Here is a 23,840-nt window from a genome sequence, read left to right on the forward strand (position 1 = left end):
TCAGCGGGCAGCGTTCAACGGAGCTCAGTCGTCACAGGGCGGCGTCTGAGACGACAACGCTGTCCCATCGAGACGGCGGTAGAGGCGGCGCAGTTCCGCGCGGAGCGTTTCCCGCTCGATGAGCACGAAGCCCGCGACGACGACGAGGAAGCCGACGAACGTCCACAGCGACACCGCCGAGCCGAGCAGGACCCAGCCCATGAGCGCGGCGAAGATCGGCACGACGTAGGCCACCAGATTCGCCCGGACCGGGCCGATGCGCTTGATGAGACCGAAGTAGATGGCGTACGCGACCGCAGTGGAGGGAATCCCGACGGCCAAGATGCTTGCAATCGTTTCGGGGCCGATACCGATCACGGCTGTCGGTGGCTCCCCGATCAGGAGGCTCGCAGTGTGGAGCAACACCGCGCCGACGGCCATCGCCCAGGCGGTGAGCGGGGTGCTGTCCATCCCGGGACTGACACGCTGGAGGAGCACACTGCCCAGTGCCACAGCGGCTGCTGCGCCGAGAACGAGGAGCTGTCCGATAGCGCTCGCGTCAGTAAACGTCGATGGCGACGGCTGGACGATGAGGATAACGCCACTCAGAGCGACACCGATACCCAGCGCACCGAGCCAGGAAAGTCGCTCGCCGAGCAGCCACCAGGCGAACACCGGTGCGAGTATCGGGTTCAGACCGTACATCACGGACGCCGCTGCGGGCGTCGTCGCGCCCTGGCCCAGGAACAACAGCCCGTTGTTGAGAGCGATGAGAAACAGCGCCGCCATTCCGATGCCCACGAAGTCCCCGGGCGTCCGCGGCAGCCACGTCGACCGGGGCCGGGTGAAGGCGATGTAGCCAAGCAGCGTCACCGCGGCCAGATCGAACCGGAGGCCGGCAAACAGCACTGGCGGGAGCTCACGGAGCCCGGTCTTGATCGCGACGAACGAGCCACCGAACAGGATTGCGAGCAGTACGAACAGCGCGCTGTCGCGGTAGCGGGCCGGGATTGAGGGACGATCACGAACCGTGGACCGTAGCATCGGCCAGGTCAATGTGACCATCCTCGAAAGCGGAGATATCTCATTACCCGTTCAAGGGGTCGAAATGTGAAGAGGGCTGTGGGAGAGGTGGTGTCACAGGCCGGGACTCAGTAGCGCTAAAACAGTGACACGACGATACATCTCACCGATATGATCCGATGTGTCGATGACTGGGATCCGTATGCATCTGTACGTGTCCACAATTGACGCATCGCCAGACGTATGCGCCCAGTTGCGTGGCGGACGCGTCGCCGTCTGTCGGTTCACTCCAGTCCTGGCCACAGCGTGAACAGCCGTCGGGCCGGTACTTGTTCTCGAACGACTCTTTGCTATCGACCCCTGTGATTTCGTCGACTGTGATGTCACGAACGACAGCCCGGACATCCTCGTCAGCCATACGTGTCCGGAGTTGACTCAGTCCGTTTTGCAGACGCGTAGCACGCTGCCGAAGCCGGTTGTACCGATCATCGTCCACTGGCTCATCGTCCGCTTGCCACTCGAACGATGACATCGCGACCGTGGTCCGATAGTAGTGTTCGAGTAAGAGCTGATAATTGGCACGACAGGCTAACCCCTTGACACACTCGATGAGATCCCCTTCGAAGACTGGCCGCGACATCTCGGTGTCGTACATCGACACCGGTAGCGCCTCCGATTGCTCTCGAATCCCGAGAACACGGCATCGTGGTGCCTGAGACTCGCACTGTTCGATTACCGTATCGGTTGCACCGTCGCCGAACGAGTGACCGATAATGAGAACAGCTGTGTCCCCGCCGAACGCCTCAACGGCCTGTTTTTCCGTCAGTGCCTGTTGGACCTCGTATGAATCTAACCAGAGCGTATAGAGGTCGGACCGGGTTTTGTTTTCCTCGCATATGACGATTGTTGATGCGGGTAGGCCCATCGGAGTTATGCCTCGCTCACCGGCCGGACAGCGGATCGGGGCGGACAGCCCGCTGAATTACTCATTTTGCTCGGTGGTTGGTTTGTCACGTATCGCTTCCGAGACACGCCGGGATTTGACGGAGAACGAGTGGACGGTGGTGAGATCATCGACCAGCGACAGCACACGCTCGACCGACTGTGCCGCCCGCTGTATGTCCTCGTGCGATCCACTTTCGAGAGCGGTGTCCAGATGTGTCTGTGCTTCCTCAAGCGGAATGCCGAGATCCTCGGCCAGCACCTCGCTGAACTCCGCCAGATGACGTTCGATTTCCTGTTCGTGCTCCTTCGACTCGGTTACGTTCTGCAGGAAGCTGACGACATGCGTCACGTCGCCGTCGGTGCCAACAACCGGGGCGATGTCGACGCGTGCCCAGAAAGGGACGCCATTTGCGCGGTAGAGAATAGCGACCTCCGAGGAATGTGCGCCCGTTTCGAGCGCGGCCTCAATCGCCTCGATACGCCCGGCGTCGGTGTCCTCACCGGCAAGCGTCGCGACGGAGGACTGTTCGAGCGCGTCTCGGTCGTAGCCAGTTATCGACTCGAACTCCTCGTTGACGTACGTGATTGGACGTGTAGGTTCGTCCGTGGAATGGATCGCGATGCCGACCGGGGCAGTCTCGATGGCGCGGTTCTTCAGTTCGAGTTCCTGCTCGCGTCGCTTTCGAACGGTAATGTCGGTCGCAATTCCAACGATGCGCGTGAGTTCGCCGTCCTCGTAAACGCCGGCAGCCTGGTCGTGGACCCATCGGACCGTCCCGTCCGGGTGGACGACGCGGTACGTTTCCTCGTAGGCGTCCGGGTCGGTGTGCTGTTCGGCGAGTGCCGCCTCAACTCTGTCGCGGTCATCGTGGTGGATAGCTTCGACGAACGACATGGGGTCTTCACGGAGCGTTTCCGGTGGTCGGCCCCAGACATCCGCGTAAGAGTCGGTGATGAAGTCCATCGATCCCTTGCCGGGAGTGGACATCCAGATCACCTCGCCCGCGTTGGCCTGGATCTGGTCGAGCATCTTTGCGCGCTCTTCCCGCGCAGTTACGTCCAAGACCAGGCCGATAACCCGGTTGACGGTGCCTGTTTCTTCCAACAGCGGCTGGAGCCAAAGCTCCAGCGTCGACGCGCCGATGTCGACGAGCCTGTGGTTTGGCTCACCGTTGAGGGCGGCTTCGGTAGCGGACCGCAACTCGGACTGGTCTGGAAAACATTCGTCGATAGACATCCCCTGAACGGTCGGCTGGTCCAGACAGCGGGCGAGTGCGTCGCCGCGGACACCCGAAACAGTCCCATCGGAGGCAATCTCGAACAATGCCAAGGGGGCGTTGTCGGTGATCGTTTCGACAGACTGGCGGAGCCGCAACAGTTGATCTTCGCGTTCTCGACGCGCAGTCACGTCCCGTCCGATTCCGACAATACCCTGTGGGTCCCCCTCCTCGTCGCGGATCAGGGTTCCGGTGTACTCAATCGGTGTCGACGTACCGTCCTTTGAGACGAACGCTGCTTCGACAGATCCGGAGCCGGTTTCAGAAATCTTCTCGATGGCCTCCGTGATACGCGCTTCGTCAAACCCAGTGAAGAAATCAAGCGCATGCATCTCCCCAAGTTCGCTGTCGTCGTACCCGGCGATGTCACGGAAGGTGTCGTTCCAGCGGACGAGATTCCCATCCATGTCGATCACGTAAAACAAGTCATCGATAGTGTCGATGAGCCGCTCAGCTGACTCATCAACGATCGAGTCTCGTGTCCGCGTGGCCGACACTGCCGCAAGACGCCGGGCCAGAAGTGTCGCCTCGTTGATACTGTCCCGCCGGACGAACACGTCGGTCACACCAGTGGCAATCACAGTTTCCACCGCAGCAGCGTCCGGAACGATTGCGAGACACGGGATCCCAGGATACGCCGCCTGAAGGTCGGTGAGCCGGTCGAGTTCAGACGCGGGATCGACTTCGAAGACGATGACGCGTATATCAGCGCGGTCCAGAGAGGGGATTTCCATCCGTTCTGTATCGACAGAGACCAAGCAGTCCGGACCACCGATCTCCGGTGCTGCCGTGACTGCCTGGCGAACGAGGTCCGTCGCAGAGCCGATGTGGACAACCGCTAACTCCGAATCTCTCACTGGCACTATCTCGCCGAGAAAGCCTGTGTGAGTAAAAACCTATACTCCGAGTTATCAGTATTGAATAGGACTATTGGATATAATATCCAGCACTATATTATTGAAAAGACCATAACGCCAAGCCAGATTCCGGTGGGTAATCGAACGGCCGTCTCAGTCCCAGGCTGCTGGCGACCAGTCCGGGTTGATCCGGCGGTCAACCGTCTCGATCCCGTCGATACGGTCGATTTCGGCATCCGTCAGCGACAGATCGAGGCTCCCAAGGTTGTCCGTGATGTGGGCTTCGCTCGTGGCCTTCGGGATGGCCGTCACGCCCTTTTCGCGGAGCCACGCGAGGCTGACCTGTGCTTCGCTGGCGTCGTGGTCGTCGGCGATGGCTTCGATGACATCGTGACCGAACACTTCACCGCGTGCCAGTGGTGAGTACGCGACCAGTTCGTAGTCCTGTTCCGCCGCGTGCTCGCGGAGTTCCGACTGCTGGAGGAACGGATGCGTCTCGACCTGGTTTGCGAACACCGGTGCGTCGAGCACGTCCATCGCCGTTTCGACGTGGTGCGGTTCGAAGTTCGAGACGCCGACGTTGTCGATCAGCCCGCGGTCGACGAGTTCGTCGAACGCCGGAAGCGTCTCCTCGGGGTCGTACTCGCCCGCCGCCCAGTGGACGTACAGCAGGTCGAGCGACTCGACGCCGAGTTTGTCGAGGCTTTCCTCGGTCGTCTCGATCACATCGTCGTGCGAGAGGTTCGAAATCCACACCTTCGTCGCCAGGAAGATATCGTCGCGGGCCACGTCGGCCGCGGCGATGCCGTCACCGACGGCACTTTCGTTGTCGTAGGCCTGTGCGGTGTCGATGTGTCGGTAGCCGGCCTCAAGCGCCGTCCGGACGCTTTCGGCGCACTGGTCCGCGTCGTCGTTCTGCCAGGTCCCGAGACCGAGCATCGGCATGCCGTTCGCTCGCGGGCCACCCGCTGTCGTGGACTGTTGCTGTGTCATTATCCAATCCCAGTGCTTGCGCCTTTAAGCCGTTTGGAAGCCGGTGGGAAGGACCGCCTGTCGGAGAGCGATAGTTCGTTGGCATAGTACAGGGCCGCTTAGAACCCGAACGACCCGAACACCCAGAGTGCAACGAGGGGCGACACGGCGAGGAGTGCCCCGAGGACGACTGTTCCGAGGACCGTTTTCCGGCCCAGATCAGCGATTTCGCCGTCGTACCGCCAGAGCTGGACCGCGACGAAGACACCGGCGACGACCGCACCCCCGAGGGCCAGAAACGGGGGAAAACCGACCCTCGGAAGCGGTGTGGAGCCGCTCGAGGCTGCGAAATCGATACCGATGCCGACAGCACCGACTGCAGCGGCCGCGACGACGTACGAAACCCCGGCGACAACGTGTCGCAGGGCCGCAACCGCCGAGAGGGACTCCGCAGGGGCCGGGATGACTCCCGGTGCCGCGTAGCTACCGATCCCGGTGTAGAGAAACGGAACGGTCAGCACGCCGACAGCGACGGCGTACGGGAGGACCGACGAGATCGCGACGATGAGGACAGCCGCAGTCAGGGCGTACGTGCGTCCGCTGGCCTCCCCCAGAACCAGTGGCGGCACGAGGAAGACGGCAGCCGCCACCACGACGAACAGACAGATCGGCACAGAATACGGCCGGAACCGCCCGACAAAACTCTGGAGGGACATGCGAGAGCCCTTTCCAAGCCAGGTGCATAGGCTTTCGGCTCCCGCGGGAATCGTAGTCGGCATGCTTTTGTTCCGTGTACTGATATCGTGACATCATAATGTCACTCTCGCAGGCGAAACGCGCGATCACGGAGTCCTGTCCGGACCGGTTCTATCCCTTGATCGCTGGGCTCTACCAGACCGTGTTCCCGCCTGCAAGCGGAGAGGGGGGCGACGCATCAACCGTACTCGACCAGGAGGCGGCCGTCCCGGAGTCGCTCCCGGCGGCGGTTATTGAAGACACGAGGGCGCTCCCGCATCGGACGGATCTCCTCGAACACATGCCGACCGGCGGGACCGTCGCCGAGTTCGGTACCGGAGACGGGTCCTTCGCCGAGTCAATAAGCCAGACTACGGCACCCGAAACGCTCTTTCTCGTCGATCAGTGGGACAGCGACGAGGAGCGCCGTGCTGTCGAGCGGCGGTTCAGAGACCACCGGGACACTGTCCACTTGCGGGACGCTGAACCGATTTCCGTCCTCCGCGATGCCGATACTGACTCGCTCGACTGGGTGTACATCAACAGCTCCCACGAGTACGGGGCCACGCTGGCCGAGCTTAGAGAGAGTGGCCGAGCGGTGGCAGATGACGGCTATATCGCGGGCGACGACTACAAGATGATAAACGGCGTCATTCCCGCCATCCACCAGTTCTGTGCGGAGACCGACTGGCAACTGGCGTATCTCACGCTCGAAACGCACGGCCGGCGAAGCTACGCGCTCCGCAAACAGTAGGGCGTCCGCTGTCGGATTGCGGTGAATTCCCCCGGCGGACCCACCACAGGCCCCGATAAATCCAGTGACACGAGCCGAATCGTCGGCCAGACGGTTTATACGGCCAGGCGGACTTTTCCCCGGTATGACAGACTTCGGTTTACAGGTGCGGATGCTCGTCGTCGGTGCGATTCTGTTCGCGTTCTACGTGTTCGCCGGCACGGCACTGTCGGTGCTGTTAGGTCTGCCGATCGTCCCGGTACTCCTCGTCGGGATTCTCGTCGTCCCGGCGATCCAGTACAAACTCGGGAAATGGCTAGCGCTGCGGGGCGCAGAGGACATGCCGGATGACAATCGGTTCGGCTACGTCCACCAGATGGTCCGGCGGCTCTGCAGAGATATGGGGATCGAGGAGCCGCGACTGATGGTGATGGACATGGGCGTTCCCAACGCGTTCGCCGTCGGGCGGAAGGGTGCTGGTGTCGTCGTCGTGTCGAGCGAACTGATGCAACTACTCGACGACGACGAACTGGAAGGCGTCATCGCGCACGAGCTGGCGCACATCAAGAACCGGGATGTCATCACGATGGTCGTCGGCCAGTCCATCGGGATGCTCGTGGGCTACGTCGCCTACTTCGCGGTGCTGTTCGGCGGCGAGCGAAACATTGGCTCGTGGATCATGGCGATGGTCGCCTCCTCAGTTGCCAACGCGCTAGTCATGGTGTTCGTGCTGGCGATCTCACGGTATCGAGAATACGTCGCCGACGCCGACGCTCGCCGCGCCATCGGGACGGGAGAACCGCTGGCCCGCGCACTCGAAAAGATCTCTCGCGGTGCCGAGGGGCGAGAATCGAACGTCGAGGACAGCATGAACGCCCTCTGTATCTTCAACGCGGACAAGGGTCTGTTCGAGAAACTGTTTTCCACCCATCCGCCGACAGAGAAGCGAATCCAGCGGCTCCGGTCCTGAATAGCACCGACGCCCGGGACGTTTCGCTACAGTTCGGAGCAGTAGGCTCAAGGAACTGAGTGCAGAACATCGCCCATGGCCCACCCGGAACGCGTCGCCGACACGCACGCCCACACAGGTGAAGGACCGCTCTGGCATCCCGACGAGGAACGCCTTTACTGGGTCGACATCCCCGCCGGCCGGCTATTCGAATACGACCCCGTGGCCGACGAGTACACGGTCGCCTACGAGACGGACGGTGCTCCAATCGGCGGGTACACCATCGAGTCTGACGGGGCGCTCCTGCTGTTCACCCAGCGGCGGGTCGAACGATTCGTGCCCGGAGACGACGAGGCAAGCCTCGTCGCGGAGATCGACGCCGACACGCGGTTCAACGATGTCTTCGCCGACCCAGAGGGACGGGTGTTCTGTGGCACCATGCCGGGCGAAGACCACCTCGGTGACCTGTACAGGCTCGACACCGACGGCTCCGTCTCCCTCGTCATCGAAGATGTGGATATCCCGAACGGCATGGGCTTTTCCAGCGATCTGGCGACGTTCTATTTCACCGAGTCCGAGGCCCACCGAATATACGCGTTCGACTACGACCGCGCGACCGGCGGGGTGTCGAACAAGCGTACCTTCCTCGATCTCGCCGGTGAAGACGGTGTCCCCGACGGCATGACCGTCGACGCGGACGACCATATCTGGTCGGCCCGCTGGAACGGCGGCAAGGTCGTTCGGTACGCGCCGACCGGAGAAGCCGTAACCGAACTCGATCTGCCGGCGCGGAAGGTCTCGTCGGTCACCTTCGGCGGCCCGGAGTACACCGATCTGTATCTGACGACAGCGCTCACCGACGGCGACAGAGCGACGGAAGGCGACGGAGCCGGGGCGCTCTTCCGGATTTCCGACGTGGGTGTCAGCGGCGTCCCGGAGTTCCGGTCTGATATTGCGTAATTCGCGGTCGATTGCGGGGCGAATCGCCTCGACTCAGTGGGGTTTCCGGTTCGTACAGATGGCTGCTAACTGGCCGCTTATCAGCGTCGAGCCGAATGTGTACTTATGTCGAACACAATGCAAGCAGCAGTCGTACCTGAGCCAGGTGCCGACTTCGAAGTCGTCGAACGCGACGTGCCCGAACCGGACCACGGCGAGGTCCGCGTCTCGGTCGACGCCTGCGGTATCTGCCACAGCGACGTGTTCACGAAAGAGGGGACCAACCCGGCCATCTCGTATCCACGAGTTCCAGGCCACGAGGTAGCGGGACACGTGGACGCCGTCGGCGACGGCGTCGACGCCTGGGAGGTCGGTGACAGGGTCGGCGTCGGCTGGCACGGCGGCCACTGTTCGACGTGTGACCAGTGTCGGCAGGGGAACTTCCTGCAGTGTGAAAACGGCGAAGTCACCGGACTCACCTACGACGGCGGGTACGCCGAGTACATGACCGCGCCGTCGGAAGCGCTCGCAAGGATTCCGGAGTCGCTGGACGCGGCGGCCGCGGCACCGCTGCTCTGTGCGGGTGTGACGACGTTCAACGCGCTCCGGAACAGCGATGCCAGCGCGGGTGACCTGGTCGCCGTTCAGGGCGTCGGCGGACTCGGCCACCTCGGCATCCAGTACGCTCACGCGGCCGGCTTCGAGACAGCCGCCCTTTCTCGCACACCCGAAAAAGAGTCGCTGGCGAAAGAACTGGGGGCGGACCACTTCATCAACGCGACGGAAGTCGATGCCGGCCAGCGCTTGCAGGAACTCGGTGGGGCCGACGTGGTGCTGGCGACAGCACCGTCGAGTGACGCCATCAGTTCCATCGTCAGCGGGATCGGTGTCGACGGCTCCGTCGTGGTCGTCGGCGTCCCCGGCGAACCGGTCGAAGTCTCTGCCATGGACCTCGTCCAGACCCGGGGCGCTGTCGAGGGCTGGGCCTCCGGACACGCACGCGACTCACAGGACACCCTGGAGTTCAGTTCGCTCCGCGACATCACGCCGGAAATTGAGACCTATCCGCTCGAAGAGGTCGAGACGGCCTACGGACGGATGATCGACAACGAAGCCCGATTCCGGGCCGTACTTGAACTGTAGTCGAGCAGTACGATACCGGCCGGAGGGGAACGGTCCGCCAGACTCCCGACCGACGCAGCGAATTTCTGCCGTGAATCTCCGGAGAGCAACGCCTTTGTCCGTGGATGGAGAACCCGTATTCAATGGACGGCACCGCCGACGACCGCGTCTACTACGTCATAAGCGACCTCCATATCGGCGGTGACGAGCAGCTGGAGGAGGTGGAGTTCCTCGACGAACTGCTTGATTTTTTAGCGCGATTGGAAACCACCGACGAGGACGCCGAACTCGTCATCAACGGGGACGCGTTCGGCCTCTGGGAGTTCACCGGCGTGTCCGGACTGGAGAAGTTCGACGTGCTGGAAGAGACCTACCCCTCACTGTTCGAGCAGTTGGAGCGGACCGGCGAGAACATCCCGATTACGCTGGTGCCGGGCAACCACGACCACGAACTCGCGGCCTACGACGAGTACGTCGAGCGGTTCGCGGCCTACAACGTGGACCTCGTCCAGTCGAAGTCGATCACCCGACCGGTCGGCGAGAATGCGATCCACTTCGAACACGGCAATCAGCAGGACCCCAACAACCGAATCGAGGACTGGGGCGACACCAACGTGACGCCGCTTGGCTACTACTACAACACGCTCGTGACGAGTCGGGCGGGGCAGCTCTCGGACCGTGGCCGGTACAACTGGCTCAAAGACGTGCAGGCAGTCACGCCGACCGAGCGGGTGCCGGTGTGGATGCTCTCGAAGTACTTCTATCGGGAGATGAACCCGCTGCTGCGGTACGCGCTGGTCCCGTTCCTGTTGCTGTTTAATATCAGCGCCATCCTGGCGATTCTGGCGGCGCTGAACCTGCTCGGCGTTTGGTCCGCACCGGTCGAAACGACATCGTCGTTTCTGGGTCAGTTCGGCACGGTTGGGGCCGCGATCTGGTTCCTGCTCGTCGTGAACGCGTCTCTGGCCGGGCTCCTGTTGCTCGTCGGTATTCCGCTGTATCTCCTGCGGCGTGACATCAAGAAGACGATCAACCGCTTTGGCGTCTTCGAGACGGACCTCACGGTCGACACCGATACGCCGTACAGAGACGCGGCTCGGGAGGTATTCGAGGAGAACGAGGATGCGGTCGTCTTCTGTTATGGCCACACGCACCGGCCGAACGTCAGGCGGGTGAACGGCGGGTTGATCGTCAACAGCGGGACCTGGCTCAAACGTCTCCACCGCCGGGACGGGATCATCGGGCTCCTCCCACCGGTGTTCTATCCGTCCTACCAGCTCTGTGCGGTGCGGATCACCGCCGAGGACGGACAGGTCGTCGTCGACTACGAGGAGGCACAAAAACCCAGCCCCAGCCCGGAAGAACTCACGCTTACCGAGCGCCTCCTGACGCTCGGGCGAACGCCCGATACGGAGTTGCCCGACCGGACAGTCGTCGAACCCGAACAGCCGGTAACTCCCCCCGAGCCGGCCGAATGAAGAGTCCGGGCAAGCGGGGGAATTGTCCCCACGTGATGTCGCGCTTCGAGCGCTGATCGCCGTTCCCCGACGTAGGAAATTCCAGAAAAATCTATTACATACGACTGTAATGGGGTACGTATGAGCAACACCGCGGACGATGGTCGGGCTGACAGTTCGCCACCGTCCACGGCAGAGTTCACACCGGAGCGAGTGCTCTCGGTGTTTCGAAACCGCACAGATCAGGCGAAGCCGTTGACGGCAACCGATGTGATGGACGCACTCGGCTGTTCCCGGAAAACGGCGCACAACAAGCTCGAAATCCTGGTGGATCGGGGGGACCTCAAAACGCGGAAAGTCGGGGCACGGAGTCGAGTCTGGTGGATTCCGTTCGCCAAGCTTATCGGCTCTGATACGCGAGCGAAGCAGCAGCGAGACCCCCCTGTCGAACACAGTATCGCCGACGCGGACCTGCCGGGGACGGGGGCGGTGCTCGACGACCGGCGTGCGGCGCTGAAGGCCGCCTACAACTACCTTCGTGAAAACCCTGACACCGATGCCGGGGAGCTCATCACTGAAGTGTTTCAGGAGCATCCGGCGGGCTACAAGACCGCCGACGAGTGGTGGGACGCTATCGGCTCCGCGCTCGAGGACCTCCCGCAGGTCGACCTGGCTGCCGACCACGAACACGTCTGGCACTACGTCGGTGGGTGAATCCGTCGATGCCAGAGGAACAGCAGGAGGCGGAAGCGGAGACAGATGTCGCGGAAGACACAGGGGCGGAAACGTCGGAGGTGTACGCCTCCCTCGCGGAGCAACGCTATCCGATTTCCTCCTACACGCCGGTCGCATACGACAATCTGGAAGCGGCACCGGAGACCGAGGACTATCCGGACACGGGATCAGGCGGACGATTTAGGGAGCTGACGCTCCCGAAAGTGCCGAAGCTCCGCCACGTCGTCGGCCCCAGCGCGATCATGCTGGGGGCGTCGCTTGGCAGCGGTGAGACACTGTTCTGGCCGCACCTGGTCGCCAGCTACGGCTGGGGGCTATACTGGCTGTTCCTCGTGGCCGTCTGTCTCCATTTCGTCGTCAACACGGAGATACAGCGGTGGACGCTGGCCACCGGCGAGAGCGTCTTTCGCGCGTTCGAGCGGGTCCATCCAGTCATTCCACTCGCCATGTTACTCGGCGGGTTCGTCAGCCTCGGCTGGCCGGGCTGGGCCGCAAGCGCTGCCCGAATCGGTGCCGAGGGACTCGCGCTCGGCACGTACGATCTCGTCGGCGTCGAGATCGTGGGCTGGCGACTGTTCGGCATCGCGCTCATGGTGTTCATCTGGGTTACCTACCAGGTGACGCCGCTGATGTACAACGTCGTCGAGAGCCTCCAGCTCGTCCTTGTGGCGCTGTCTATCGCGTTCACGCTACTGCTGTTCGTTCTCATCGGCTCCGTCGACGTGCTGGTCAGCGTCCCGGGGAGTCTGACGGAGGTCGGCGACTACTCGCCGGTCGGGACCATCGCCGTGCTGGTCGGGGCGCTGGCCTACGCCGGCGCGGGCGGCTACCTCAACCTCTCACAGAGCCTCTGGATACGTGAGAAAGGCTACGGAATGGGGCGGTACCAGGGCCGAATCAAGAACCCCTTCGCCGGGGATGATCCCGAAACGGTCCACGAGGACGGGTTCGCGTTCACGCCGGACACGCAGAATCTCAAGCGATGGCGGGGCTGGTGGCGCGTGACACAGCTCGAACACCTGTTGACGTTCCTTCTGGGCCTCCTCCTCGTCACGACGATGCTGGTCGTCATCGCGGTGTCGCAAGCACCGGGGGCGACGAGTGATGCGGTCGACATGTGGCTGACCGAAATCGTACCGTCGGTCGGCGGGCTGGCGACGAGCGTCATCTACGTCACGCTGTTTCTCGCTCTGTTCACGACCGAATACGCGATCATCGAGTCGTTCGTCCGGAACAGCTCCGACATCATTTACGAACTGTACGGTCGGGACGCGGGCTGGAGCCTGCCGCGGCTGTTCTGGGGCCTGCTGACCGTCTTCTGTGGCTGGGGCATTCTCATTCTCATTCTCCCAATATCCATAGACGACCCCTTCGGGCTCCTGGTTGTCGGCGCAGCGATGTCCGGCCTGCTGATGTGGCCGTATATCGTCATCGTCCAGCTCGTCAACGCGGTCCGGCTCCCCGAGCACACGATGCCGGGCTGGGGTCGCGTGGCCGCGATGTGGGTCGCCGCGGCGTTTTTCGGCTATTTCAGCGTCCTCCTGATCGGAACCGGGCTGGCGACACAGCTGGGATTGCAGACGTTTGCCGTCCGGCCGGCCGTGTTCGGGAGCGCACCCGGCGGGTACGGTCTCTGGACCATCTATCTGCTCGTACAGGCGTATACGATGTATCGGGTGGGACGGGCGAAGGTCGCGGCGGAGGGCACAGTCGCTGAGACCGCCACCGCGAAAGGGTGGTTCTCGTGACCGACGAACTCCGCGTCCACTTGCATTACACGATGCGAGGGTCGTACCCGCTCCGGCTGATCGACGTGTTTTTCTGTACAGAGCGGGCCTACTTTGTGGAGTACGACTACCTGACGCCCGTCGACCTGATGTTCGGGTCCCCCGATCAGCGAGCCGCTGCGTTCGCGTCACAAGTAGTCGAGGAGGGCGTGCCCGCGGCCCTCGAAACCGCCGAAGCGGTCGAGACACAGCCATACGACGCCCTCGACAGCGTCCATATCCACTCCGGCGGCCGAATCGGGCGGCCGAAAATAACGGCCCGCCCTCGGACAGGCGATGCGACGACGGTTAGAGTCCACGGTCAGTTCGACACTGAACCCTTCACGCAGGCGCTTCGGTCAACGGTGGACGGGCACGACGTGACAGTCCGACAGCGGGACGGTATCGGGTTCTGACCACAGGCCGACGGTCGCCGGTCCCCGACACGCCGTCCTAATCGAGTGCCGCCGCGACCATCTCAATGGGATGTGGTGGCTCCGTCTGTTCGTCACCGAGGTCGTCAAGCTGAGATCGGCAGGATGCACCCGGTGCGACGACCTGTTCGGCGGGCGAGTCGTCGATCTGTCCAAAGAGGAGGTCCGCGATGCCCTCACTCATCGAGTAGTGTTCGGCCTCGTAGCCGAAACTACCGGCCATGCCACAACAGCCCGAATCCAACGGATCGACATCGTAGCCGGCCCGCCTGAGGACGCCGACGGCGTGGTGGTCCTTCTTCGTCGCCTTCTGGTGACAGTGGCCATGGTAGGCCAGTGAGTCGCCTGCTCCGTCGAAGTCAATGTCCTCCCCCAGCCGGTAGGTGTCAAGGTACTCGCAGACACCGTACGTATTCGCCGCGACAGTGTCGACAGCGTCGCCCGACAGCAGGTCCCGGTAGTCGACCTGATACATGACTGCATCGGATGGTTCAATGGTGACCACGTCCCAACCGTCGCGGATACGGGGGGCCAGCGCGTCGACGTTCGCTCGGGCCGTCTCGCCAGCGTGATCTAGCATACTCTTGGAGTACGCGGGCCGGCCGCTGTCGGTCACGTCGTCGGGCACCGCCACGTGGACGCCCCCCGCTTCCAGCACTTGCACGGCCGCTTTCCCGACATCGGGGTGGCTGTAGTTCGTGTACGGATCAGCGAGTACGAGCGCGTTCCTGTCGGCCTCACTCGCCGGGACCTGTGCCCCGCCCCGGTCCGCCCACCAGTCCCGGAACGTTCTCCGGTGGAAGGCGGGCAGGGTCCGCTCACTCGTGATGCCGACCGTTTTCTCCATGAGGAGCCCCGACCCCGGCAGGTCCATCAGCCAGTTCGACACCGGGGCGAAGGCGCTGCCGACTGCGAGCACCGTCTCGACGTTGGCAAACAGTCGGTCACGCAACGAGATGCCCTCGCGCTGGTGGTGTTCGTGGACCACCTCGGCTTTGAGTTTCGCCATGTCGACGCCGCTCGGGCAGTCCTTCTTGCAGCCCTTACAGCCGATACAGAGGTCCAGTACTTCCGTGACGAACTCCTCGTCGGTGGGGTCCTCGGGGAGGTCACCGTCCATCGCCGACCGGAGCATGTTGGCCCGGCCGCGCGTGCTGGTGATCTCCTCCTCGGCCGCGCGGTAGGTCGGGCACATGACGCCGCCAGTGGTCTCCTGGTGGCCGGTACAGCCCGCACAGCCGTGACAGAGTTCGACCATCCCCTGGAACCCGTTTTCGTTGTCCCAGTCGAGCGTGGGTTCGAAGCTCGCGTCGAACTCGTAGTCGGGGTCGTACCGGAGGTTTTCCGACGGGTCGTGGTCGCCACAGATGTTCCCCGGATTCAATCGCCAATCGGGGTCGAAGGCCGTCTTCAGATCGCGGAACGTCTCCCAGAGGTCGTCGCCGTACAGTTTGCGGTTCCACTGGGTGCGGGCGCGACCGTCGCCGTGCTCGCCCGAGACGGAGCCGTCGTACTGGACGACGAGGTCCGTGATAGCGTCGGAGATCGCTTCCATCGTCTCGATGCCGTCCCCGGATTTCAGGTTCAACAGCGGTCTGATATGCAGGACGCCGGGACCGGCGTGGGCGTAGTAGGACGCGAAGGTGTCGTGCTCGTCGAACAGCTCCCGGATATCGGCGACGTACTCCGGGAGGTTCTCGGCCGGGACCGCGGTGTCCTCGACGAACGGCCAGTGCTTGTCGTCGCCCGTGCGTGACAGGAGAATCGGAAGCCCGGCCTTGCGCATCTTCCAGAACTTCGCCTGTCGGTCCGCGTCGTAGGCCTCCAGCGCGTCGACGGCGTGGACCGGGGCGTCGGTGACCGCGGTTGCCCCGTCGCTGGGCGACTCTCTGGCGTCGTAGTCCGGCAGCCGGTCGGCGAGCAGGTCGGCGACCTTCTGTGCGCCGTCGTCGGGCGACTCGGCGTAGAACTCGACCAGCAGCGTCGAATCCGTGTCTTCAGGGAGCAGCCCGACGACATCGGCGAACTCCGGCGTCTCTGCGGCGAGGTCCAGAAGCACGTCGTCCATCACCTCGACGGCCGAGGGGTCGTGGTCGAGAATCGGGGCCACGTCCTCCATCGCCGAGATGATGTCGTCGTAGGTCAGCATGGCGACGGCCGTGGCGTCGGGAACGGGTTCGAGCGAAACCGTCGCCTCGGTGACGACAGCCAGCGTCCCCTCACTCCCGGCGAGCAGTCGGGCGAGGTTGACCTCGCCGCGTTCCCGGGCGTTGTCGACCAGCTCATCGAGGTTGTAGCCGGAGACGTTACGTTTGAGGTCCGGATACCTGTCGTCGATTTCCGCGGCGTCCTCCGAAAGGATTCGGGCGACTTCGGCGTAGATCCGCGTTTCGAGGTCGGCGTCCGGGTCGGCTTCGGCCGCCCGCGCTTCGAGGGCGTCGACATCGACCCAGCCGAAGGTCGTCCGGGTCCCGTCGGAAAGGACCACTTCGCACTCCTCGATGTAGGCGTCAGTTTTTCCGTATTTCAGCGAGTGTGCGCCGGTCGTGTTGTTCCCGATTGCACCGCCGAGGACGCTCTTGTCGCCCCAGGCCGGGTCCGGTGCGAACTTGAGCCCGTGTGGTTCCAGGTGGTCGTTGAGACGGGCGATGGTGATACCGGCCTGCGCCCGGGCCTGTTGGGCCTCGGGGTCGACCGACAGCGCCTCGTCCATGTGGCGCTTGAAATCGAGAACGACCGCCTCGTTGACGGCCTGCCCGGCGAGACTCGTCCCGCCGCCCCGCGGAAGGACAGGGATGCCCTCGTCGGCACAGTACTCCATCACCGCGACCACGTCCTCGGTTGAAACCGGCGAGACGACACCGATGGGGAGCTGTTCGTAGGCGCTCGCGTCGGTCGCGAACAGCTCGCGGGTGTACGTATCGAAGCGCACGTCGCCGTCGACGCGGCGCTCCAGGGCCGCTACGAGGTCTGGCCGGTGGACGCTACCGCCCTGATAATCGTAGTTCGCGCTCGGGTCTGCTGCCGGGTCACGCCGCTCAATGGGTCTGGAGTCGTATGCCATAAATTGGAAGTGGAGAAAAGCGGGTTAGAACGCGCCCGGTGCCACGACGTAGGCCAGAATGAGCGTCAGTATACCTGTGAACACGCCGTAGTACAGCACCGGTATCAGTTCGAGACGGATGACGCGACCTTCCTCACCGATGAGGCCGACCACCGTGAGGGCGGCGACCACGTTGTGGATTGCGATGAGGTTGCCGATCGCGCCGCCGACCGCCTGTGCGGCGACGACGATCTGGGTCGGCGCACCGATCTGCTGGGCGGCCTGGAACTGGAACAGTCCGAACAGGATGTCGCTGACCGTGTTCGAGCCGGCAATGAACGCGCCGAACGCGCCGATGAACCCAGAGAAGAACGGGAACATCTGTCCGGTCCCGCTCGCCGTGATCTCCGACAGCAGGCCGAGCATTCCGGAGTTGATCGGCGCAGCCTCCAGCACGATGGCACTCCCGGTCCGTTGCATTATCATAACCGTCGCGACCGCGAACCACAGCGCGACGACAGCCGGCGCGATGTTTCGAAGCGCCTCACTCCACGAGGCTTTGATTTCGTCGGTGTTCATCCCGTGCAGTGCGTACGTGATTACGGCGACGAGAACGAAGAGAGACCCCGGGAGATAAAACAGCTCGACACCCTCCGAGAACGGCGTGCCGAGGATGTTACTCCAGAGCAAAACACCGTTCGTCGACAGGAACTCCTGAATCGGACTGACAACGCGGGTCACGACGAGCAAAGCGGCGACGAGGAGGTACGGCAGCCAGGCCATACCCAGCGACATGTCCTGCGAATGTGACTCCGCGAACGATGCCGTGCCGCCGTCGGCCGCGACAGTCCCCTCTCGGCTACCCCCGGTCGTGGTTCCGACGCCTTCACCGGGTTCGATGCTGCCGACCCAGTGGTCGGGCCACTGTTCCTGTGGGCCGAAGTCCCACTCCTCCTCGGGAAGGAAGTAGCCGGCCCGGAGCGTAGCCGTCACGACGAGCAGCCCGACCATTGCACCCAGCAGGCCCGGGAACGTCGGGCCGAGGAAGTACGCGGTCGCAACGTAGGGGATCGCGAAGGCCGCCCATGCAAACAGGCACAGCGGCAGGACTTCGAGCGCCGGCTTGATCGACCGCTCTTCGCCGAAGAAGCGAGTCATCATGGCCACCCCGATGAAGGGAATGGCGATACCGACGATGGCGTGGATGAGCGCCGCCCACACGCCAATCTGGGCGACGTACGCGCCGACGCTCTCATAGCCGCCCTGCTGGAGGACCTGCTGTGCCGCGCCGGTCCCCTCCGCGAAGACCACGTCACGGAGCCCGATAATCAGCGGCGTTCCGACAGCACCGAAGGTGATTGCGAGGATGTTCCCCGTGAGCGCGACGACCACCGCGGCCAGCGGCGGGAAGCCCAGGCCGACCAGTAGCGGGCCGACGATTGCCGCGGGCGTCCCGAAGCCGGCCGCGCCCTCGATGAACGACCCCATGAGGAACACGAGCAAGATGACCTGCACGCGCCGGTCGTCGCTGATCGAGGAGAATCCCGCATTAATCACCTCGAACGCGCCGGACTGTTTCAGCGTGTACAGCAGGAGTATCGCGCCGAAGACGATGACCAGGATTCTGGTCGCTGTCAGCGCGCCGCGGATCGACGCGGCGGCGATCAGCTGGGGCGTCATCTGCCAGCCCACGAAGGCCGCGATAGCCGCAACCGCCCATGCGATGGGCATTGTCCGTGTCGCGGGCTGGTACAGTCCGACCATCAGAACCGCAATGGTCGCCAGCGGCAGCAGCGCCAGGAGGATCAACGTGTGTTCAGACATGTGGTGTCACCTCCGAAGTCCGTTCGTCCGGACAGGTCCCACGTTCACCGGCGGCGGACGCCGGGGGGCGGTAACGATATCTCATTTCGGAACCACCTCGGTACGAGGCGCTATCGCTCGAAACCCTCCGATACAGCGGTTTCTGGTAGGGTGCATCAGTCACCTCGTTTGGCAGGCAGTATTTATACTTATCTACTGTTTACATTATTATCTGCCCATAATATCTCTGGAACGGGAGCGAGAAGCCCTGCGAGCGTGAAAATCTGGAGTTTTTCTGCGCGACCGAATACGACGGGATACAGTCGTGTGTATTCGGTATAGCGGGACGTTACGCCGCGATTTCACTCGACTGTACCCCCACAGGAAGCCCATACAGTCGTCTGCATTTGGCGGTGTAAGAACCGCATTCACGGTCCTGTTGACACGGCCCGAAACCAGGCCGGATAGGCAGCCAGACTCAGCCCAGTCATGCCCTCGCTGGGACACCACTGGCGCGCGGTGACTCACGAACCGGACAGCCGGCACTGAGTTGGAGGGCACAGTCTACGCGAGGACATTGCAGAGGCCTATCAGTGCAGGTCCACGGCTTCCAGGGCGAACGGCAGCCACCGGTCGCACGGATTGCCGCTTGGCGAACGTCGTTACGGGTGACAGGGAAACCACGTGCCATGACACACGTCACGGTTTGGAACGAGAACGTCCACGAGCAGGAACACGAAGCGGTCGCGGATCTGTACCCCGACGGGATTCACGGCGCTATCGCCGCGGCGCTCGACAACCGCGGGTTCGACACGGAAACCGCGACGCTACAGGAGCCAGAACACGGACTCACCGAGGAGGTCCTGGCAAAGACGGACGTTTTGACCTGGTGGGGCCACGCCGCCCACGACCAGGTCGACGACGAGGTGGTCGCCCGAGTGAAAGAGCGGGTCCTCGACGGGATGGGCCTCATCGTCCTCCACTCCGGCCACTATTCGAAAATCTTCCGAGAACTGATGGGGACGACATGCAGTCTGAAATGGCGTGAAGCCGCCGAGACCGAGCGGCTGTGGGTTGTCGAACCCGGCCATCCCATCGCTGACGGTGTCGACGAGTATATTGAGCTGCCGGAAACCGAAATGTATGGCGAACGCTTCGACATTCCCGCGCCGGACACGCTCGTGTTCAACTCCTGGTTCGAGGGCGGCGAGGTGTTCCGGTCGGGCTGTTGCTACCGCCGCGGCGCAGGCCGGATCTTCTATTTCCGACCGGGCCACGAGACCTATCCGATCTACCACAACGAGGACATCCAGCAGGTCCTCGCCAACGCCTGCGAGTGGGCCGCGGCCGGAGACGGTCCCGAGCCGGCGTTCGGCAACGCTGATCCGATCGAAGCAATCGACGAGAGCGACGACCGGTCGGTCCACTGATTCCGGAGAACGGATCGGGACTGCACCGAACCCAAGAGATATGAGCGTTTCGCTGGTGCTATCTCCCATGACAGACCTGCCAGCGATAGGACTCGGAACCTGGGAGAACACGGACCCGGACACCTGTGCGGACAGCGTCCGAACAGCGCTCGAAGCCGGGTATCGGCACATCGACACCGCACAGCACTACGAGAACGAGCGGGCCGTCGGAACGGGCATCGCCGCCGCCGACATCCCGCGAGACGAGGTGTTCGTCGCTTCCAAGGTGCATCCAAAGCGGTTCGGACTGGGATACGACGAGGTCATCGAGGGTCTCGACGCGACGCTTGACCGGCTCGGGCTCGAAACGCTCGACCTGCTCTACGTCCACTGGCCGGTTGACGGCTACGAGGCGACGGAGACGCTGGCGGCGTTCGACGAACTGGTGGATCGGGGACGGATACGACACGTCGGCGTCTCGAACTTCAGCGTCGAGTTACTGGATGAGGCTATCGACACGCTTGATGCGCCGTTGTTCGCGCACCAGGTGGAGACGCACCCGTTGTTACAGCAGGACGAGCTCGTCGCCCACGCACAGGCACACGAGTACCACCACGTCGCGTACTCGCCGTTGGCTCGCGGACGCGTGTTCGATATCCCGGAGATCGAGGCAATCGCGGCGAAACACGGCGTCAGCCCGGCACAGGTCAGCCTCGCCTGGTTGCTCTCGCGGGACCGCGTGCGCGTCGTTCCGAAGGCGACGGGCGAGGCCCACATCCGGGACAACCTCGGTGCACTCGATTTGGACATCGACACGGCGGACATCGACCGGATTCGGGGTATCGAGCGCACCGAGCGGTTCGTCGAGCGCGACGGCGCGCCCTGGCAAGAGGAGTGAGGAGACACGCGCCGCCAGAGCCGGTCCGGCAGGGAGAGACGACGGATACCACGCAGGGCGCGTGACGCCGATTGCGGGCGACACGAACCACTGTATTCTTTGCATTACATCGAATACAGTCGGTATAGGCCCCCAAGCGGGTCACTGTGGGAAGGCCGGACCTGCCGTGGCCTGCCACAAGTCCGCCCCTCCGATGCGGTCGACATCCAGCGCCAGGCCGTCACCGAGTGCCGATTCGAGTCGGCCAAATACCCCGTCAAGCGATATCGCCGCCGGCGACAGGACGCGCCAGCGATACGCCCCGCCGGTGCGCTCCGACGCGAAGACGACCCCGTCGTCAATCCGTTCGGTGACAATCGGAGCGACCGACCGACACCGGTCGATTTCGGTGTGATAAGTGTACACAGTCCGTGCTGTCGGTCCCCGGTCAAGGACCTGGTACTCTCGAGTCCCGGGACAGCGGTGGCCGTCGAGGCACTCGTTACAGCGGCCGTCGTTGAGGAACACGTCGCCGAACGCCGACACGGCGTCGGCGGGCCCGTCCACGCGATCCACGCGCCACATGGCGTCTCCGGCGACGGTACAGGTCGCGTTCCGGAGCAGTAACGCGGGATACTCCCGGAACAGGTCCATCAGGGGGTCGGCCCCCGGATCGAACCTGATAGTGAACTCGAACCCCTTCACAGGGAACGGGTGGACCGGTATCCCTATAGTGAATCGGTCGATAAGCCAGCCCCCGGTGCCAGGGATCGAAGCCGGCAAATCGACGCGGCGAGTACACTCTTACCGCCGTTTACGTACTTGCTTACGTCCGTACGCGCCAGCCGTCGGCCGGGAGCCAGGCTGGGCGCTACGCTTCAGGACCGAACAGCGCATCCGCGTCGGCGGGCGTATCGAAGTCGTGGAAGTGCTCCCCTTTCTCTTTCGTGAGAATATTCAGGGCCGCCGCCGCGCCGTCGCCGGCCGAGATGACAGCCTGCCACTCCTCCGCTCGAACCATCCCACCCGTCGCGTAGGCATCCTCGACGCTCGTCTCCATCGTCACGTCGACATCGACGACATCCTCGTCTGTCATCGAACAGCCCAGCGACGCGGCGAGGTCGCGGTTGGCCCCCGTCGCGAGGACGAGGTAGTCGGCCTCGTGCGTTCCGTCGTCGGTGGTGACCTCGAATCCGGCATCGGTCTGTCCCACGTCGGTCACTTTCGTCCCCTGCTTCCGGTCGACATCGAAGCTATCGACCTGTGTCCGGGCCGTCTCCATGAACGCGGACCCGTCCTGAGACCCGATCCCGAGGTAGTTGAAGAGGTGCGCTTTGTGCATCCAGGTTCCGTCGGTGTCAAACACCGTCGTTTCCAACCCGTTTTTTTGTGCGAACAGTGCGGCACTCAGGCCGGCGGGACCGCCGCCGACGACAATAACGTCCGTCATAGCGTCGGTTTCTGTCTCCCTACTGGTAATTGTTGTCATTTAATAATACACCAGCGCTGAACGGGGCGGCATGAGAACGGTTTTCCACCATCACACCGAAGCAATCCCATGCGCGCTGCCATTTACCGCGGTCCCGGCGAGATCACGGTCGACGAGGTCCCGCGGCCGGAGATCGAATCGCCCACAGACGCGATCGTTCGCGTGACCCACACGGCCGTCTGTGGCTCCGATCTGTGGTTCTATCGCGGCCAGAGCGACCGAGAGGTGGGATCCCGCGTCGGCCACGAACCGATGGGTATCGTCGAGGAAGTCGGCGACGACGTTCGCTCAGTCGAACCCGGCGACCGGGTGTTCGCCCCCTTTGTCATCGGCTGTGGCCGGTGTGAGTTCTGTCGCAAGGGCCTGCACACGTCCTGTGTGAACGGCGATTCCTGGGGTGGCGACAACGGCGGCGGTCAGGGCGAGTACGTCCGGGCGACGGAGGCCGACGGAACCCTCGTCCGCGTCCCCGACCGCCACGCCGACGACGAGGACACGCTCGAAGCGATTCTCCCGCTGACGGACGTGATGGGGACCGGTCACCACGCGGCGGTCAGCGCCGGCGTCGACGAAGGCGATACCTGCATCGTCATCGGCGACGGGGCCGTCGGACTGTGTGGCGTCCTCGCGGCCCGTCGCCTGGGGGCGGAACGGATTATCGCGATGGGCCACCACGACGACCGCCTCGAACTCGCGGAGTCGTTCGGCGCGACTGAAACCGTCTCGGCTCGCGGGCAGGAGGCAGTCGACGCCGCGCTCGACCTGACCGACGGCGGTGCGAATCACGTCCTCGAATGTGTCGGCGCGGCCTCGGCGATGGACATGGCGACCGACGTGTGCCGGCCCGGCGGGACCGTCGGCTACGTCGGCGTCCCCCACGGCGTCAACGACCAGGGCCTCGACATGTTCTCGCTGTTCGGCGACAACATCACGCTCAGCGGCGGCATCGCACCGGTCCGCGCCTACGCCGACGAACTGCTGGCCGACGTGTTACAGGGCACGCTAGACCCCTCTCCAATCTTCACGAAAACTGTCGACCTCGACGGCGTCCCCGAGGGGTATCAGGCGATGGACGAACGTGAAGCGATCAAGGTCCTCGTCAAACTGTAATCAACGAAACCGATTCGCGGCCACGCAGATCCCAACCGAACTCACTGCCCAAGTCTACGCTCAGATCCAACGCATAACCTTGTGGACTGATCGGCCTCGACAGACTGGACCGGAACCGCTGTGAGGGGCCAAAATATGCTATCCTAACTTTCCACACGAGCGACAGCGGGGTCGTTCAGCAGTCGG

At 63.4% G+C, this 23,840-nt stretch carries 20 protein-coding genes; 11 read left to right on the top strand and 9 right to left on the bottom strand.

Going from position 1 to position 23,840, the window contains the following annotated elements; all coding sequences use genetic code 11:
* Window positions 1-24: 24 nt before the first annotated feature.
* From NDI54_RS15595 to NDI54_RS15615, 5 genes are all read right to left on the bottom strand, one after another.
* Window positions 25-1,023, bottom strand: a complete 999-nt coding sequence (locus NDI54_RS15595; RefSeq protein ID WP_310897363.1) for a DMT family transporter — start codon at window positions 1,021-1,023, stop codon at window positions 25-27.
* A 142-nt stretch (window positions 1,024-1,165) separates the two neighbouring features.
* Window positions 1,166-1,927 carry a response regulator receiver protein gene (locus NDI54_RS15600; protein WP_310897364.1) on the bottom strand — a complete coding sequence of 254 codons (762 nt, stop codon included), beginning with the start codon at window positions 1,925-1,927 and terminating at the stop codon, window positions 1,166-1,168.
* 57 nt (window positions 1,928-1,984) lie between these two features.
* On the bottom strand, window positions 1,985-4,087 hold the full coding sequence (locus tag NDI54_RS15605; protein WP_310897365.1) for a PAS domain S-box protein: 2,103 nt from the start codon (window positions 4,085-4,087) through the stop codon (window positions 1,985-1,987).
* 147 nt (window positions 4,088-4,234) lie between these two features.
* The gene (locus tag NDI54_RS15610) at window positions 4,235-5,026 is read right to left on the bottom strand and encodes an aldo/keto reductase (RefSeq protein ID WP_310897458.1); all 792 of its coding nucleotides are present in this window, start codon (window positions 5,024-5,026) and stop codon (window positions 4,235-4,237) included.
* Window positions 5,027-5,172: 146 nt separating this feature from the next.
* Complete coding sequence (locus NDI54_RS15615) at window positions 5,173-5,769, bottom strand: hypothetical protein (RefSeq protein ID WP_310897366.1); 597 nt, start codon at window positions 5,767-5,769, stop codon at window positions 5,173-5,175.
* A 98-nt stretch (window positions 5,770-5,867) separates the two neighbouring features.
* On the opposite strand from NDI54_RS15615, the gene NDI54_RS15620 reads away from it, so the two are divergent.
* From NDI54_RS15620 to NDI54_RS15655, 8 genes are all read left to right on the top strand, one after another.
* Entirely contained in the window at window positions 5,868-6,542 is a 675-nt protein-coding gene (locus NDI54_RS15620; RefSeq protein WP_310897367.1) for a class I SAM-dependent methyltransferase, read from the top strand.
* A 124-nt stretch (window positions 6,543-6,666) separates the two neighbouring features.
* Window positions 6,667-7,491 (top strand): M48 family metallopeptidase, encoded by an 825-nt coding sequence (locus NDI54_RS15625; protein WP_310897368.1) that lies wholly within the window; start codon window positions 6,667-6,669, stop codon window positions 7,489-7,491.
* 75 nt (window positions 7,492-7,566) lie between these two features.
* Window positions 7,567-8,430: an SMP-30/gluconolactonase/LRE family protein gene (locus NDI54_RS15630; RefSeq protein WP_310897369.1), complete on the top strand. Its 864-nt coding sequence runs from the start codon at window positions 7,567-7,569 to the stop codon at window positions 8,428-8,430.
* 117 nt (window positions 8,431-8,547) lie between these two features.
* Complete coding sequence (locus NDI54_RS15635; RefSeq protein WP_310897370.1) at window positions 8,548-9,552, top strand: alcohol dehydrogenase; 1,005 nt, start codon at window positions 8,548-8,550, stop codon at window positions 9,550-9,552.
* Window positions 9,553-9,674: 122 nt separating this feature from the next.
* On the top strand, window positions 9,675-11,009 hold the full coding sequence (locus tag NDI54_RS15640) for a metallophosphoesterase (protein ID WP_310897371.1): 1,335 nt from the start codon (window positions 9,675-9,677) through the stop codon (window positions 11,007-11,009).
* 120 nt (window positions 11,010-11,129) lie between these two features.
* On the top strand, window positions 11,130-11,702 hold the full coding sequence (locus NDI54_RS15645) for an ArsR family transcriptional regulator (RefSeq protein ID WP_310897372.1): 573 nt from the start codon (window positions 11,130-11,132) through the stop codon (window positions 11,700-11,702).
* An 8-nt stretch (window positions 11,703-11,710) separates the two neighbouring features.
* Window positions 11,711-13,471 (top strand): Nramp family divalent metal transporter, encoded by a 1,761-nt coding sequence (locus NDI54_RS15650; protein WP_310897373.1) that lies wholly within the window; start codon window positions 11,711-11,713, stop codon window positions 13,469-13,471.
* Window positions 13,459-13,905, top strand: a complete 447-nt coding sequence (locus tag NDI54_RS15655) for a hypothetical protein (protein WP_310897374.1) — start codon at window positions 13,459-13,461, stop codon at window positions 13,903-13,905. Before NDI54_RS15650 ends, NDI54_RS15655 begins: the two co-directional genes overlap by 13 nt.
* A 37-nt stretch (window positions 13,906-13,942) precedes the next feature.
* Here NDI54_RS15655 and NDI54_RS15660 read toward each other — a convergent pair whose 3' ends face one another.
* Window positions 13,943-16,987, bottom strand: a complete 3,045-nt coding sequence (locus tag NDI54_RS15660; protein ID WP_310897375.1) for an FAD-binding and (Fe-S)-binding domain-containing protein — start codon at window positions 16,985-16,987, stop codon at window positions 13,943-13,945.
* A 24-nt stretch (window positions 16,988-17,011) separates the two neighbouring features.
* Window positions 17,012-18,790, bottom strand: a complete 1,779-nt coding sequence (locus tag NDI54_RS15665) for an L-lactate permease (RefSeq protein WP_310897376.1) — start codon at window positions 18,788-18,790, stop codon at window positions 17,012-17,014.
* A gap of 668 nt (window positions 18,791-19,458) precedes the next feature.
* On the opposite strand from NDI54_RS15665, the gene NDI54_RS15670 reads away from it, so the two are divergent.
* Window positions 19,459-20,199: a ThuA domain-containing protein gene (locus tag NDI54_RS15670; protein WP_310897377.1), complete on the top strand. Its 741-nt coding sequence runs from the start codon at window positions 19,459-19,461 to the stop codon at window positions 20,197-20,199.
* A gap of 67 nt (window positions 20,200-20,266) precedes the next feature.
* Window positions 20,267-21,076 (top strand): aldo/keto reductase, encoded by an 810-nt coding sequence (locus NDI54_RS15675; protein WP_310897378.1) that lies wholly within the window; start codon window positions 20,267-20,269, stop codon window positions 21,074-21,076.
* A 141-nt stretch (window positions 21,077-21,217) separates the two neighbouring features.
* On the opposite strand, the gene NDI54_RS15680 is transcribed toward NDI54_RS15675, so the two are convergent.
* Window positions 21,218-21,760 (bottom strand): hypothetical protein, encoded by a 543-nt coding sequence (locus tag NDI54_RS15680; RefSeq protein ID WP_310897379.1) that lies wholly within the window; start codon window positions 21,758-21,760, stop codon window positions 21,218-21,220.
* A gap of 166 nt (window positions 21,761-21,926) precedes the next feature.
* Window positions 21,927-22,505: an NAD(P)/FAD-dependent oxidoreductase gene (locus NDI54_RS15685; protein ID WP_310897380.1), complete on the bottom strand. Its 579-nt coding sequence runs from the start codon at window positions 22,503-22,505 to the stop codon at window positions 21,927-21,929.
* 108 nt (window positions 22,506-22,613) lie between these two features.
* On the opposite strand from NDI54_RS15685, the gene NDI54_RS15690 reads away from it, so the two are divergent.
* Window positions 22,614-23,654, top strand: coding sequence for a zinc-dependent alcohol dehydrogenase family protein (locus tag NDI54_RS15690; RefSeq protein ID WP_310897381.1), 1,041 nt, complete (start codon window positions 22,614-22,616; stop codon window positions 23,652-23,654).
* Window positions 23,655-23,840: the final 186 nt, after the last annotated feature.

Origin of the sequence: Haloarcula terrestris (genome assembly GCF_031624315.1) — an archaeon.
GTDB lineage: Archaea > Halobacteriota > Halobacteria > Halobacteriales > Haloarculaceae > Haloarcula > Haloarcula terrestris.

What these genes read in the sequence shown, in the direction of transcription:
- NDI54_RS15595 (WP_310897363.1), bottom strand. Translation starts at nt 1,023, where the DNA reads ATGCTACGGTCCACGGTTCGTGATCGTCCCTCAATCCCGGCCCGCTAC.
- NDI54_RS15600 (WP_310897364.1), bottom strand. Translation starts at nt 1,927, where the DNA reads ATGGGCCTACCCGCATCAACAATCGTCATATGCGAGGAAAACAAAACC.
- NDI54_RS15610 (WP_310897458.1), bottom strand. Translation starts at nt 5,026, where the DNA reads ATGCCGATGCTCGGTCTCGGGACCTGGCAGAACGACGACGCGGACCAG.
- NDI54_RS15615 (WP_310897366.1), bottom strand. Translation starts at nt 5,769, where the DNA reads ATGTCCCTCCAGAGTTTTGTCGGGCGGTTCCGGCCGTATTCTGTGCCG.
- NDI54_RS15620 (WP_310897367.1), top strand. Translation starts at nt 5,868, where the DNA reads ATGTCACTCTCGCAGGCGAAACGCGCGATCACGGAGTCCTGTCCGGAC.
- NDI54_RS15625 (WP_310897368.1), top strand. Translation starts at nt 6,667, where the DNA reads ATGACAGACTTCGGTTTACAGGTGCGGATGCTCGTCGTCGGTGCGATT.
- NDI54_RS15630 (WP_310897369.1), top strand. Translation starts at nt 7,567, where the DNA reads ATGGCCCACCCGGAACGCGTCGCCGACACGCACGCCCACACAGGTGAA.
- NDI54_RS15635 (WP_310897370.1), top strand. Translation starts at nt 8,548, where the DNA reads ATGCAAGCAGCAGTCGTACCTGAGCCAGGTGCCGACTTCGAAGTCGTC.
- NDI54_RS15640 (WP_310897371.1), top strand. Translation starts at nt 9,675, where the DNA reads ATGGACGGCACCGCCGACGACCGCGTCTACTACGTCATAAGCGACCTC.
- NDI54_RS15645 (WP_310897372.1), top strand. Translation starts at nt 11,130, where the DNA reads ATGAGCAACACCGCGGACGATGGTCGGGCTGACAGTTCGCCACCGTCC.
- NDI54_RS15650 (WP_310897373.1), top strand. Translation starts at nt 11,711, where the DNA reads ATGCCAGAGGAACAGCAGGAGGCGGAAGCGGAGACAGATGTCGCGGAA.
- NDI54_RS15660 (WP_310897375.1), bottom strand. Translation starts at nt 16,987, where the DNA reads ATGGCATACGACTCCAGACCCATTGAGCGGCGTGACCCGGCAGCAGAC.
- NDI54_RS15665 (WP_310897376.1), bottom strand. Translation starts at nt 18,790, where the DNA reads ATGTCTGAACACACGTTGATCCTCCTGGCGCTGCTGCCGCTGGCGACC.
- NDI54_RS15670 (WP_310897377.1), top strand. Translation starts at nt 19,459, where the DNA reads ATGACACACGTCACGGTTTGGAACGAGAACGTCCACGAGCAGGAACAC.
- NDI54_RS15675 (WP_310897378.1), top strand. Translation starts at nt 20,267, where the DNA reads ATGACAGACCTGCCAGCGATAGGACTCGGAACCTGGGAGAACACGGAC.
- NDI54_RS15685 (WP_310897380.1), bottom strand. Translation starts at nt 22,505, where the DNA reads ATGACGGACGTTATTGTCGTCGGCGGCGGTCCCGCCGGCCTGAGTGCC.
- NDI54_RS15690 (WP_310897381.1), top strand. Translation starts at nt 22,614, where the DNA reads ATGCGCGCTGCCATTTACCGCGGTCCCGGCGAGATCACGGTCGACGAG.